The following is a 12,349-nucleotide window of genomic DNA, read 5'->3' as shown; positions in this document are numbered from 1 at the left end:
CGGATCGCGACGCTCGCGAGGTCCGCGACCGTGTGACTTTCGGCAACAGTTCCGACAGTTCACCCGCCCGGGTGGCGCGCTGCCCACATCGTGACACGTGCGTCCCGGAGCGCTCGCGGCGCTCAACCGCCCCGCGAAGCGGTGGCTCGGGACCCCGGGCACCACGTCCCACGAGTCCGACGACGACACCCGCTGCGGCGCCGAGCGCCACCTGAGCCGGCGGGCGGCTCAGACGGGGTCGAGCGTGATCAGCGCGGTCGCGATGGCGGCGACGCCCTCACCGCGACCGGTCAGGCCCAGGCCGTCGGTCGTCGTCGCACTGACCGTGACGGGCGCACCGCACGCCATGGACATCACGGCCTGCGCCTCGATGCGGCGCGGGCCCAGCTTGGGGCGGTTGCCCACGACCTGCACCGCGACGTTGCCGATCGTGAAGCCCGCCGCCCGGACCCGCCGCGCGGCCTCGGCGAGCAGCGCAGCACCGGACGCACCCGCCCAGCGGGGGTCGGCGGTGCCGAACTGCTGACCCAGGTCGCCCAGGCCCGCTGCCGACAGCAGGGCGTCGGCTGCGGCGTGCGCGGCGACGTCCGCGTCGGAGTGGCCCGCCAGCGGGCGCTCCCCGGGCCACGCCAGTCCCGCCAGGTGCAGCACGGCGTCGGGCGCGGGATCGGGGTCGTAGGCGTGCACGTCGATGCCGATGCCGGTCCGCAGGTTCACGCGAGGGCTCCCGTCGTCAGGGCGTGGGCGACGAGCAGGTCGCGGGCCGTCGTCACCTTGGCCGCCCGCTCGTCGCCGGGCACCACCCAGACCGGCACTCCCGCCGCCTCGACGAGCCCGGCGTCGTCGGACGCCGCCGTCGCCTCGTGCGAGCCGAGCCCCGACCCGACCGCGTGCGCCCGCTCGAGGACGTCCCTGGCGAAGCCCTGGGGCGTCTGGACCGCGACGAGGTCGGCGCGCGGCACCGTCTCCCGGACGGGCCGTCCGGTGGCGTCCCCGTGGCCGACTCGCTTGACGGTGTCGACGACGGGGAGTCCCGGCACGACCGCGGGATGGCCCGCACGCACGGCGTCCACCACGCGCGCCACGAGCTCGGGCGGGACGAAGGGGCGTGCGGCGTCGTGCACGAGGACGACGTCGACCTCGTCGACCAGCTCGGCGAGGCCGACGGCGACGGACTCCTGGCGGGTACGTCCACCGCCGACGACGTCCAGCCGCACGTCCGACGCCGCCGCGTCGACGACGCCGCCGACGAGCGCGGCCACCTCGTCGAGGTGGGCCGCGGGCGCGGTGACGACCAGCTGGCTGACGGCCGACCCGTCGGCCGCGCGGGCAGCCAGCAGCGCGCGCGCCGCGTGCACGACCAGCGGCTCCCCCGCGACGGGCACGACCGCCTTGGGCAGGTCGAGCCCGAGGCGCGACCCGCTCCCGGCGGCGGTGAGGACTGCGGCGATCGTCATGTGCGCATCGTGCACCGTGCGACTCCCGGAAGCTCCCCCGACACAGCAGACGGTCCGGGCGCGCTGCACCCGGACCGTCGCGTGCGGATCAGGACGCGAGGACCTCGTCGAGGATGGCCTCGGCCTTGTCCTCCTCGGTCTTCTCGGCGAGCGCGAGCTCCGAGACGAGGATCTGGCGGGCCTTGGCGAGCATGCGCTTCTCGCCGGCGGACAGACCGCGGTCGGCGTCACGACGCGAGAGGTCACGCACGACCTCCGCCACCTTGATGACGTCGCCGGACTGCAGCTTCTCGAGGTTGGCCTTGTAGCGTCGCGACCAGTTGGTCGGCTCCTCCGTGTACGGGGCGCGCAGCACCTCGAACACGCGGTCGAGCCCTTCCTGGCCCACGACGTCGCGGACACCCACGAGATCGACATTCTCCGCCGGAACCTCGATCGTCAGGTCGCCGTGCGCGACCTTCAGCTTGAGGTAGAGCTTCTCCTCGCCCCGGATGGTCCGGCTCTTGATCTCTTCGATCTTGGCTGCACCGTGGTGCGGGTAGACGACGGTCTCCCCAACAGTGAAAGTCATCTGTCGGTGTCCCCTTTCGCAGACGTGTATGGTATCACGCCCGCTTCGTGCAGATTCCGGGGGTCAGACCGTGTCCGCGCTGGTCAGCGCCGGGTCGAGCCGGCTCGCCGACCCGCGGGAGCACGGTCACGCCCGCGTCGTGGGCGCCCCGGACGGTAGGGTGGTCGCGACCTGCCTGTGTCCGGAAGCCGCCGTCGGCCCGGACCCGGGAAGCCCGCCCACCCGCACCCGCCGCCTCCGCGCGCGAGACCAGCAGGAGCCCTCGTGACCCGCCTCCGCCCCCGCCCCGCCCGGGCCGCCGTCGCCGGCCTGGTCGCCGCCGCCGCCCTCGCCCTGACCGGCTGCTCGGCGACCAACCCGATCACGACGAGCTGGGACTACGAGGCCTCCGACGGCGCCGGCACCACCGTGGGCGCCGTCCGCGCCCTGAACATGCTGGTCGTCACCGCCGAGAAGGGCGCACCGGGCGTCCTCACCGGTGCGCTGGCCAACGACTCGTCCGACGACGAGGACGTGACCCTGGCCATCGGCGACGCGGAGCCCGTGCGCGTCAGCGTCGGGGCCGGCGGCACGGTGCTGCTGGGCGTCAGCGACGCCCCGCCGCGCTACACGACGCTGGACGTCCCGCTGGCCGCGGTCGACACGGCCCCCGGCGGGATGACCCGGCTCACCGTCACGACGTCCAGCGGCGGCACCGTCGAGGTCCGCATCCCCGTGCTCGACGGCGCGCTGCCGGAGTACGCGGCAGTCCTGGAGGCGATCGCGACGCCGGGCGCGACGCCGACCGACGACTCCACCCAGGACGCCTCCGAGCCGCAGCAGCAGGAGCAGGAGCAGGGCGAGTAGCACGCCCGCCCGCCGCGACGGCGCGTCAGCCGAAGCGACCCGAGATGTAGTCCTCCGTGGCCTGCTCGCGCGGCGAGGAGAACATCGTCGAGGTGTCGTCCATCTCGATGAGCCGGCCGGGCTTGCCCGTCCCCGCGATGTTGAAGAACCCGGTGCGGTCCGACACCCGCGCGGCCTGCTGCATGTTGTGCGTGACGATCACGATCGTGTACTCGCTCTTGAGCTCGGCGATGAGGTCCTCGATCGCGAGCGTCGAGATCGGGTCGAGCGCCGAGCACGGCTCGTCCATGAGCAGGACCTGCGGCTTCACCGCGATCGCGCGCGCGATGCACAGCCGCTGCTGCTGCCCGCCGGAGAGGCTCGAGCCCGGCCGCGCGAGGCGGTCCTTGACCTCGTTCCACAGGTTCGCGCCGCGCAGCGACTGCTCGACGAGGTCCTGCTGGTCGCCCTTCGACATGCGCCGGTTGTTGAGGCGCACGCCCGCGAGCACGTTGTCCGCGATCGACATCGTCGGGAAGGGGTTGGGCCGCTGGAACACCATGCCCACCAGACGCCGGACCGTCACGGGGTCGACGTCCGCGCCGTAGAGGTCCTGACCGTCCATGAGCGCCTTGCCCTGCACGCGCGCACCCGGGATGACCTCGTGCATGCGGTTGAGCGTGCGCAGGAACGTCGACTTGCCACAGCCCGAGGGGCCGATGAGCGCGGTGGCCTGCCGCGCCTCGATGGTCATGTTGACGCCCTGCACGGCGAGGAAGTCGCCGTAGTAGACGTCGAGGTCCGAGACGTCGATCCGATTGGACATGGGGGTCCTTCCTGGGGTCGGTGCGGCCCGCGTCAGCGGGCGCCCTTCGGGGCGAACCAGCGGCTGACGAGCCGGGCCACGAGGTTGAGGAGCATGACGAGCAGGATGAGCGTGAGCGCGGCGGCCCAGGCCCGGTCGATGCCGGTGCCGCCCTGCTCGTACTGGCGGTACGCGAACACGGGCAGCGTCGCCATGCGCCCGTCGAAGAGGTCGGTGTTGGTCTGCGCGACCAGGCCGACCGTGAGCAGCAGGGGCGCCGTCTCGCCGATGACGCGCGCGACCGCGAGCATGACGCCCGTGACGATGCCGGCGGCCGAGGTTCGGAGCACGACCTTGACGATCGTCAGCCACTTCGGCACACCCAGCGCGTACGACGCCTCGCGCAGCTCGTTGGGCACGAGCCGCAGCATCTCCTCGACCGACCGGATGACGACGGGCGTCATGAGCAGCGCCAGCGCGACGGCGCCCATGATCCCCGCGCGGTACGCGGGGCCCATGATCAGCGTGAACAGCGCGAACGCGAACAGGCCGGCGACGATCGACGGGATGCCGGTCATCACGTCGACGAGCAGCGTGATGCCCCGCGCCAGCGGACCGCGGCCGTACTCGACGAGGTAGATGGCCGTGAGCAGGCCGACCGGCACGGAGATGGCGGCCGCGGCGAACGTGACCAGGAGCGTCCCGACGAGCGCGTGCGCGATGCCGCCCGACGTCATCTCCCCGAAGACGCCGACCATGTTCGTCGTCAGGAAGCCCCACCCGAACGACGCCCCGCCACGCGTGACGACGAGCAGGACGAGCGACACGAGCGGCACCAGGGCCAGCAGGAACGCTCCGGTCACCAGGGTCGTCGCCAGGCGGTCGGCGGCTCGCCGCGGCCCCTCGACGACGCGCGAGGTGATGCTCGACGACAGCACGAAGAGCACGGCGCCCAGGACGACGACGCCCGCCGTCGAGGCCGCCCCGAGGGCGAGCAGCACGAGCAGCGCGGCGGCCAGGGAACCGCCCGCGAACGCCCACGGGCTCCACGACGGCAGGCGACGGTACGCGTCGGTCAGCAGCACCGCGGGCGCGGGAGCGGTGGTGGCGTCAGCGGTCATCAGTTGGCTCCCGAGAACTCGGCGCGGCGTGCGATGACCCAGCGCGCGGCGAAGTTGACCACGAACGTGATGACGAACAGCGCCAGGCCCGTGGCGATCAGCGCGCTGACGCTCAGGCCGCTCGCCTCGGGGAACTTCGAGGCGATGTTCGCCGCGATGGTCTGCTGCTGACCCGGCTTGAGCAGGAAGAAGGAGAACAGGAACCCGGGCGAGATGACCATGAGCACGGCCATCGTCTCCCCCAGCGCGCGCCCCAGGCCCAGCATCGAGGCGCTGATGACGCCCGAGCGGCCGAAGGGCAGGACGGCCTGGCGGACCATCTCCCAGCGGGTCGCGCCGAGCGCGAGCGACGCCTCCTCGTGCAGCCGCGGAGTCTGCAGGAACACCTCGCGCGAGACGGCGGTGATGATCGGCAGGATCATCACCGCCAGCACCACCGACGCCGACATGATGTTCTTGGCCGGCGCCTGGTAGTCCGCGAACAACGGGACGAAGCCGAGGTTCGACGACAGCCACGCGAAGACCGGGTCCAGCCGCCCGATGAGCCACAGCGCGCCCCACAGGCCGTACACGACCGACGGGATGGCCGCGAGCAGGTCGATGAGGTAGCCCAGGCCCTGCGCGAGACGGCGCGGCGCGTAGTGCGAGATGAACAGCGCGATGCCGATCGACACGGGCACCGCGAGCAGCAACGCGAGGACGGACGCGAGGAGCGTCCCGAAGATCAGCGGCCCGACGTACTCGGCGACCGAGCCGCCGTTGAACCACGAGATGGCCTCGAGCTCCTCGCGGGACGCGGTGAGCGCCGGCCAGGCGCGCAGCACGAGGAAGACCGCGACCGCGGCGAGCGTCACGAGGATGAGCAGGCCGGCGCCGGTCGACAGGGCACCGAACACCCGGCCGGCCAGCCGCCCGGTGGAGGCCGCGCGCGCGGCGGCGGCGGCGGTGTCGCCGGCGTCGGACGAGGGACGCGGGGCGGCGCCTCGCGGGGGTGGGGTGGTGGTGACAGCCACTGCTGCTCCGTCGGTCGGGGAGGGTGGGAGCGCCGCGCGAGCCGTCCCGGGGTGGGCGTCGTGCCCGTCCCGGGACGGCCCGGCGTGGTGCGGTCGTGAGGTCGTCAGGCCGCCGCGATCGAGTCGATCGCCGCCTGGACCTCGGTGCGCAGGGCGTCCGAGATGGGTGCCGAGCCCGCGACGCCCGGGTCGGCGGCGCGGTCCTGGCCCGCGGGGCTCGCCACGTACGTGAGGTACGCCTTGACGTTGTCCGCGTCGGCCGCGTCGGCGTACGTGGAGCACGCGATCGAGTACGAGATGAGGACCAGCGGGTACGCGCCGGCCTCGGTCGTCGTGCGGTCCAGCTCGACCACCAGGCGCTTGTCCGTCGCACCCTCGGCGCGCGGGGAGGCGTCGACGACCTTCGCGGCCGCCTCGGCCGAGAACGGCACGTACTCGTCGCCGACCTTCAGCGCGACCGTGCCCAGGTCACCGGCGCGCGACGCGTCGGCGTAGCCGATCGCGCCCTCCGCGCCCGAGACCGTGTCGATGACGCCCTGCGTGCCCTGGCCGGACTGCCCGCCGGACAGCGGCCAGTCGCCCGACGCCTCGTGCGGCCAGGCGCCGTCCGACGCCGCCGCGAGGTACTCGGTGAAGTTCTCCGTGGTGCCCGACTCGTCGGAGCGGTTCACCGGGATGATGCCCGTCGACGGCAGCGTGACGTCGGGGTTCTCGGCGGCGATCGCCGGGTCGTCCCACGTCGTGATCTCGCGGTTGAAGATCTTCGCGATGGTCGCCGCCGAGAGCTGCAGGTGCTCCGCGTCGACGTCGGGGAGGTTGTAGACGACCGCGATCGGGCTGATGTACAGCGGCAGCTCGAGCGCCTCGCCACCCTCGCAGCGCTCGACCGCGGCCTCGAGCTCGTCGTCCTTCAGCGCCGCGTCGGAACCCGCGAACTGCACGGCACCCGCGAGGAACTGCTCGCGCCCGCCGCCCGAGCCGACCGCGTCGTAGCTGACCGCCACGTCGGGGTACGTGTCGTTGAACCCGGCGATCCAGCCGGCGACGGCCTTCTCCTGGGAGGACGCACCGGCACCGGCGAGCGAGCCGCTCAGCTCGGCGGAGCCGTCACCTGCACCCGTCGCGCCCGACTCGGCCGAGGAGCCCGAGCTGCACGCGGCGAGCGTCAGCGCCAGCGCACCGGTGAGGGCGACGGCACCGAAACGGCTGTGGGGAGTGAGCTTCACTGTGTCCCGTCCTGTCAACGTCTGCGCACACCGGTCGGTGCGCGGCCGACGCCGACGCTAGGTGGGGCAGGTGACCGCTCCGACGGCTCCGGGTGAACCCCGGGTGAACGCTCGTCGACCGTCTCGCGCGCTACTGCGGCGAGACGCCGGACAGCTTGTACCCGAGCCCCCGCACCGTCGTCAGCAGCATCGGCGCGGACGGGTCCTTCTCGATCTTCGCGCGGACGCGCTTGACGTGGACGTCCAGGGTCTTGGTGTCCCCCACGTAGTCGGAGCCCCACACGCGGTCGATGAGCTGCCCGCGCGTCAGCACCCGGTCCGGGTTGCGCAGCAGCATCTCCAGCAGCTCGAACTCCTTGAGCGGGAACGGCACCAGCTCGCCGTGCACGTGCACCGTGTGCCGGTCGACGTCCATGCGGACGCCGTCGACCTCCAGGACCGTGTCCTCGTCGTCGCCCACGGCGCGGGCGCCGGTGTCGCGGCGGCGCAGGACCGCCCGGATCCGCGCCAGGAGCTCGCGCGACGAGTACGGCTTGGTCACGTAGTCGTCCGCACCGAGCTCGAGCCCCACGACCTTGTCGATCTCGTCGTCCTTGGCGGTCAGCATGATCACCGGGACGTCGGACTCCAGGCGCAGGCGCCGGCACACCTCCGTGCCGGGCAGGCCCGGCAGCATGAGGTCGAGCAGGACGAGGTCCGCGCCGTGCTCGGCGAACTGCTCCAGCGCCTCGGGCCCGGTCGCCGCGGTCACGACGTCGTAGCCCTCGCGGCCGAGCTGGTAGGACAGCGGGTCGCGGTAGGACTCCTCGTCCTCGACGAGAAGGATGCGGGTCACGTGGTACTCCTCGAGGGGGTCGTGGCGGGGCCGGGCCGGGGCGTGGACGTGGCCGCGGCTGCGGGGGTGCCGGTGGTGTCGGCGGCGGCGGGCGCGGCGACGGGCAGGCGCAGCGTGAACGTGGACCCGCGGCCCGGCTGCGACCACACGGACACGTCGCCGCCGTGGTCGCCCGCCACGTGCTTGACGATCGACAGGCCCAGGCCCGTCCCGCCGGTGTCGCGCGACCGCGCCGGGTCCACGCGGTAGAACCGCTCGAAGACGCGCTCCTGCTCCGCCTCGGCGATGCCGACGCCCTCGTCGACGACGGCGACCTCCACCAGGTCGCCCCGGCGCCGCACGGCGACGCTGACCCGCGTCCCGTCGGGCGAGTACGCGACCGCGTTGTCGAGCAGGTTGCGCACGGCGGTGACCAGCAGGTTCCGGTCCCCGATGACGACGATGCCACGGTCGCCGCCGGACACCAGGCGCACCGCCTTGGCGTCGGCGGCCGTGCGCGCCCGGTCGACGGCCTCGGCGACCACGTCGTCGACGACGACCTCCTCGGCGTCGTCCAGGGCGCCCGCGACCTGCAGGCGGGAGAGCTCGATGATCTCGTGGACGAGCGCCGAGAGCCGGGACGCCTCGGCACGCATCCGCCCGCTGAACCGCCGCACGGCCTCCGGGTCGTCGGCCGCGTCCTGGACCGTCTCCGCCAGCAGTGACAACGCGCCCACGGGGGTCTTGAGCTCGTGCGACACGTTGACGACGAAGTCGCGGCGGACGGCCTCGAGCCGTCGTGCGTGCGTGAGGTCCTCGGCGAGCAGCAGGAGGTGGTCCGGCGTCACCTGGGCGACGCGCACCTGCAGGAGCAGCCGCGACGGGCCCACGGGGCCCCGGGGCACGTCGAGCTCCTCGTCGCGGATCACGCCGTCGCGTCGGACGTCGACGACCATGTCACGCATCGAGGCGTGCACCAGCTGCCCGTCGCGGACGACGCCGAGCGCGTACGCGGGCGGGCTGGCACGCACCACGCGGTCCTGCGCGTCGAGGACGACCGCGGCCGAGCGCAGCACCGCCAGCGTGCGCACCAGGCCGTCCTCGAGCTCCGGCTCCGCCCGCGGCGGCACCGTGCGCTGCTCCCGCTCGCTCCAGCGGAACGCACCGACCGCGACGGCGCCGACGAGCACGCCGATCAGCCCTGCGACCAGGGGCGCCGCCTCCAGGATCCAGTCCACGGCATCCACAGTAGGCCGCGCGTCCGGGCGCCTTGAGCCGTCGTCGGGCCCGGACGCCCAACGGCCGCCACGTGTTCACCTGCCAGGGGGCAGTCGTTCACCGACGCGTGCGACCGTGGCGGCCGCGACACCGACGAGAGGGAGCACATGCGGGACATCTTCGAGGCCGAGCTCACCCAGCTCGGCCAGGACCTGGTCGCCATGAGCGGCCGCGTCGAGCAGGCCATCAGCAACGCCGGCACCGCGCTGCTGACGGCCGACCTCCAGCTCGCGGAGTCCGTCATCGCCGACGACCTCGCGATCGACGCCCTCGAGCGCGACCTCGACGACCGGTGCGTGCGCCTGCTCGCGCAGCAGCAGCCCGTCGCGACGGACCTGCGGGTCGTCGTCTCGGCGCTGCGCATGAGCGCGTCTCTCGAGCGCATGGGAGACCTCGCCCGGCACGTCGCGCAGGTCGCGCGCGCCCGCTACCCCGTCGTCGCCGTGCCGACGGGCATGGAGGCCACGTTCACGCAGATGCAGGACGCCGCCGTGCGGGTCGCCCGGCGCGTGACCACCCTGCTCGGCACCCGGGACATGGCCCTCGCGGGGTCGATCGAGCAGGACGACGACCTGCTCGACGAGCTGCACGCGAGCACGTTCGCCTCGATGCTGTCCGGCCCGTGGGACCGCTCGGCGCAGGAGACGGTCGACGTCACGCTGCTCGGGCGGTACTACGAGCGGTTCGGCGACCACGGCGTGTCCGTCGCGCGGCGCATGGTCTACCTGGTGACGGGTGACGTGGCCGACGCGCTCGACCCGGCCGCCATGCGCGTGCGCTGACACCCCGATCGCGGGGCCCGTCGTGGTCCCGTGCACGCGAGAGGCGCCCGTCCCGGGGAGGGAGCGGGCGCCTCTCGTCGTTATGCGCGGTGGAGCGGGTCAGCGACCCTGGTTGGCGACCGCGGCGATCGCGGCCCTGGCCGCCTCCGGGTCGAGGTAGGTGCCACCGGCCTTGACCGGCCTCAGGGTCTCCTCGTCCAGCTCGTAGAGCAGCGGGATGCCCGTGGGGATGTTGATGCCGGCGATGGTCTGCTCGTCGATGTCGTCGAGGTACTTGACGATCGAGCGGATCGAGTTGCCGTGCGCGGCGACGAGGACGGTCTTGCCGGCCTTGAGGTCCGGCACGATCTCGGCTTCCCAGTACGGCAGCGCCCGCTCGAGGACCTGCGCGAGCGCCTCGGTGCGCGGGATCGGCTCGCCCGCGTAGCGGGGGTCGGCGTCCTGCGAGTACTCGGAGCCCAGCTCGATCTCCGGCGGCGGGACGTCGTACGAACGGCGCCAGAGCATGAACTGCTCCTCGCCGTACTCCTCGAGGGTCTCCTTCTTGTTCTTGCCCTGCAGGGCGCCGTAGTGGCGCTCGTTGAGACGCCACGACCGCTTCACGGGGATCCAGTGACGGTCCGCGACGTCGAGCGCGAGGTTGGCGGTCGTGATCGCGCGGCGCAGCAGCGACGTGTGCACGACGTCCGGCAGCACGCCCGCGTCGGTCAGCAGCGTGCCGCCACGCTTGGCCTCCTCGACGCCCTTCTCGGACAGGGGCACGTCCACCCAGCCGGTGAACAGGTTCTTGGCGTTCCACTCGCTCTCGCCGTGGCGGAGCAGCACGAGGGTGTAGGTCATGCCCCTCATCCTGCCGCAGCCCCGGGAGACCCGCAGGGACGTCCGTCCCCCGGTCCCCACCCCCAAGTTCGTGAGAGTGCAATCCAGCACCCACCCCAGGTGGTGACAGTGCAATCCAGCACCCTCCCCAGGTGGTGACAGTGCAATCCAGTCACCCTGGCGCCGGCGCGGCGTGTGTCTGCCGCGACTGGATTGCACTCTCACGCCCCGGTGGGGGACTGGATTGCACTCTCACGACCACGGTGGGGGTCGGGGTCAGCGGGTGGGCTCGGCCGCGATCTCGTAGACCTTGAGGACCTGGTCGGCGGCCGTGGGCCACGCGTAGCGCTCGGCCACCTTGCGGGCGCCGACGGCCCAGCGGGCGCGGCGCTCGTCGTCCGCGAGGGCGTCGGCGATCACGTCGGCCCAGTCCCGCGGGTCGTGGCCCGGCACCAGGCGGCCGGAGACGTCGTCGTCGACGACCGTCCGCAGGCCACCGACGTCCGCCGCGATCACGGGCGTGCCGCTGGCCTGCGCCTCGACGGCGACGAGCCCGAAGGACTCCGAGCGCGACGGCATCGCCACGAGGTCGGCCGCGCGGTACCAGGCGACGAGCTCGTCGCGCGGCGCGGGCGGCCGGACCACGACGTCGTCGTCGACGCCGAGGGTGACCGCCAGGGCACGCAGCTCGCGCACCGCGGTCAACCGCCCGGACGGGCCACCGAGCACGACGAGCAGCGGGACCGGGCGGCCGCTCGCGCGCAGCGCGCCGATCGCGCGGACCAGCACGTCCGGCGCCTTGAGCGGCTGGACGCGGCCGGCGAACAGCACCACGGGCCGGTCGGTCGGCAGCCCGAGCCGACGACGGGCCTCGTCGCGCGCTCCCGGAGGGCCGGGACGGAACCGGTCGAGGTCCACCCCGGGCTCGACGACGTGGACCCGCGCGGGGTCGGCCCCGTACAGCTCGACCAGCTCGCGCGCCTCGACCGGGGTCGAGGCGACCAGCGCGTCGGCGTCGGCGACGACCTGCTCCTCACCCACGACGCGCACGCTCGGCTCGGCGGTGTCCCCCGGGCCCAGGCTCGCGTTCTTCACCTTGGCGAGGGTGTGGGCCGTGTGCACGAGCGGCACCTCCCACCGCTGCGCTGCGATCGCCCCGACCTGACCCGACAGCCAGTAGTGCGAGTGCACGACGTCGTACCACCCGGGGCGGCGCGCGGCCTCGGACCGCAGGACACCGGCGGCCATGCCGCACAGCACGCCCGGCAGGTCGTTCTTGTCGAGCGCCTCGAAGGGGCCCGCCGGCACGTGGTGCACGAGCACGGGGGGTGTGACGCCGGGCGGCACGTCGTGGGCGAGCAGGACCTCGCGCGCGTCGTCGGCGGTGAGCGCGCGACCCTGCGCGTCGGTGCCGTCGAGCACGACCGTCTCCGGGGAGTCGGACCGCGTCGCGCGCGTGAACACCTCGACGCGGGCGCCGCGGGCCGCGAGCGCGTGCGCGAGCTCCAGGACGTACACGTTCATGCCCCCGGCATCGCCCGTCCCGGGCTGGTCGAGCGGGGAGGTGTGCACCGAGAGCATGGCGACGCGCGGCGCTCGGTCGGTGGTCACCGGACCATTGTCGCCCGGCACGGTGCC

13 protein-coding genes are annotated in these 12,349 nt (G+C 73.4%); 2 read left to right on the top strand and 11 right to left on the bottom strand.

The genetic code is table 11. The annotated features are described in order from the left end of the window. Positions 1–228 precede the first annotated feature (228 nt). The 3 genes from ispF to NP048_RS03575 form a co-directional block, all read right to left on the bottom strand. Complete coding sequence (ispF, locus tag NP048_RS03585; RefSeq protein ID WP_227578116.1) at positions 229–717, bottom strand: 2-C-methyl-D-erythritol 2,4-cyclodiphosphate synthase; 489 nt, start codon at positions 715–717, stop codon at positions 229–231. After that, a complete protein-coding gene (ispD, locus tag NP048_RS03580) occupies positions 714–1,457 on the bottom strand; it encodes a 2-C-methyl-D-erythritol 4-phosphate cytidylyltransferase (protein ID WP_227578115.1) in 744 nt (247 codons plus the stop codon). The genes ispF and ispD overlap by 4 nt, the downstream gene beginning before the upstream one ends. Positions 1,458–1,545: 88 nt before the next feature. Beyond that, complete coding sequence (locus NP048_RS03575; protein ID WP_191780330.1) at positions 1,546–2,028, bottom strand: CarD family transcriptional regulator; 483 nt, start codon at positions 2,026–2,028, stop codon at positions 1,546–1,548. Between the two features lie 264 nt (positions 2,029–2,292). Here NP048_RS03575 and NP048_RS03570 point away from each other — a divergent pair, with 264 nt between their 5' ends. Next, complete coding sequence (locus NP048_RS03570; protein WP_227578114.1) at positions 2,293–2,874, top strand: hypothetical protein; 582 nt, start codon at positions 2,293–2,295, stop codon at positions 2,872–2,874. Between the two features lie 25 nt (positions 2,875–2,899). On the opposite strand, the gene pstB is transcribed toward NP048_RS03570, so the two are convergent. The 6 genes from pstB to NP048_RS03540 all read right to left on the bottom strand — a co-directional run bounded on the left by pstB (position 2,900) and on the right by NP048_RS03540 (position 9,070). Continuing rightward, positions 2,900–3,679: a phosphate ABC transporter ATP-binding protein PstB gene (gene pstB / locus NP048_RS03565; RefSeq protein ID WP_227578113.1), complete on the bottom strand. Its 780-nt coding sequence runs from the start codon at positions 3,677–3,679 to the stop codon at positions 2,900–2,902. Positions 3,680–3,711: 32 nt separating this feature from the next. Next, entirely contained in the window at positions 3,712–4,779 is a 1,068-nt protein-coding gene (gene pstA / locus NP048_RS03560) for a phosphate ABC transporter permease PstA (protein ID WP_227578112.1), read from the bottom strand. Next, a complete protein-coding gene (gene pstC, locus NP048_RS03555) occupies positions 4,779–5,792 on the bottom strand; it encodes a phosphate ABC transporter permease subunit PstC (protein ID WP_227578111.1) in 1,014 nt (337 codons plus the stop codon). Before pstC ends, pstA begins: the two co-directional genes overlap by 1 nt. Before the next feature lie 104 nt (positions 5,793–5,896). Next, positions 5,897–7,018: a phosphate ABC transporter substrate-binding protein PstS gene (gene pstS / locus NP048_RS03550; RefSeq protein ID WP_227578110.1), complete on the bottom strand. Its 1,122-nt coding sequence runs from the start codon at positions 7,016–7,018 to the stop codon at positions 5,897–5,899. A 130-nt stretch (positions 7,019–7,148) separates the two neighbouring features. Continuing rightward, complete coding sequence (locus NP048_RS03545) at positions 7,149–7,853, bottom strand: response regulator transcription factor (protein ID WP_227578109.1); 705 nt, start codon at positions 7,851–7,853, stop codon at positions 7,149–7,151. Continuing rightward, a complete protein-coding gene (locus NP048_RS03540; protein ID WP_372456837.1) occupies positions 7,850–9,070 on the bottom strand; it encodes a sensor histidine kinase in 1,221 nt (406 codons plus the stop codon). Before NP048_RS03540 ends, NP048_RS03545 begins: the two co-directional genes overlap by 4 nt. Before the next feature lie 147 nt (positions 9,071–9,217). Between NP048_RS03540 and phoU the strand changes: the two genes are divergently transcribed. Next, on the top strand, positions 9,218–9,892 hold the full coding sequence (phoU, locus tag NP048_RS03535; RefSeq protein WP_227578107.1) for a phosphate signaling complex protein PhoU: 675 nt from the start codon (positions 9,218–9,220) through the stop codon (positions 9,890–9,892). A gap of 99 nt (positions 9,893–9,991) precedes the next feature. Here phoU and NP048_RS03530 read toward each other — a convergent pair whose 3' ends face one another. Together NP048_RS03530 and NP048_RS03525 are read right to left on the bottom strand one after the other, a co-directional pair. After that, on the bottom strand, positions 9,992–10,732 hold the full coding sequence (locus NP048_RS03530) for a phosphoglyceromutase (protein ID WP_227578106.1): 741 nt from the start codon (positions 10,730–10,732) through the stop codon (positions 9,992–9,994). A 255-nt stretch (positions 10,733–10,987) separates the two neighbouring features. After that, positions 10,988–12,322, bottom strand: coding sequence for a glycosyltransferase (locus NP048_RS03525; RefSeq protein WP_227578105.1), 1,335 nt, complete (start codon positions 12,320–12,322; stop codon positions 10,988–10,990). Positions 12,323–12,349: the final 27 nt, after the last annotated feature.

The sequence above is a fragment of the Cellulomonas xiejunii genome, from assembly GCF_024508315.1.
Lineage (GTDB): Bacteria > Actinomycetota > Actinomycetes > Actinomycetales > Cellulomonadaceae > Cellulomonas > Cellulomonas xiejunii.
Note: the sequence above shows the minus strand (reverse complement) of the source record. Positions and strands in the feature narration are given on the sequence as shown.

What these genes read in the sequence shown, in the direction of transcription:
- ispD (WP_227578115.1), bottom strand. Translation starts at nt 1,457, where the DNA reads ATGACGATCGCCGCAGTCCTCACCGCCGCCGGGAGCGGGTCGCGCCTC.
- NP048_RS03575 (WP_191780330.1), bottom strand. Translation starts at nt 2,028, where the DNA reads ATGACTTTCACTGTTGGGGAGACCGTCGTCTACCCGCACCACGGTGCA.
- pstB (WP_227578113.1), bottom strand. Translation starts at nt 3,679, where the DNA reads ATGTCCAATCGGATCGACGTCTCGGACCTCGACGTCTACTACGGCGAC.
- pstA (WP_227578112.1), bottom strand. Translation starts at nt 4,779, where the DNA reads ATGACCGCTGACGCCACCACCGCTCCCGCGCCCGCGGTGCTGCTGACC.
- phoU (WP_227578107.1), top strand. Translation starts at nt 9,218, where the DNA reads ATGCGGGACATCTTCGAGGCCGAGCTCACCCAGCTCGGCCAGGACCTG.
- NP048_RS03530 (WP_227578106.1), bottom strand. Translation starts at nt 10,732, where the DNA reads ATGACCTACACCCTCGTGCTGCTCCGCCACGGCGAGAGCGAGTGGAAC.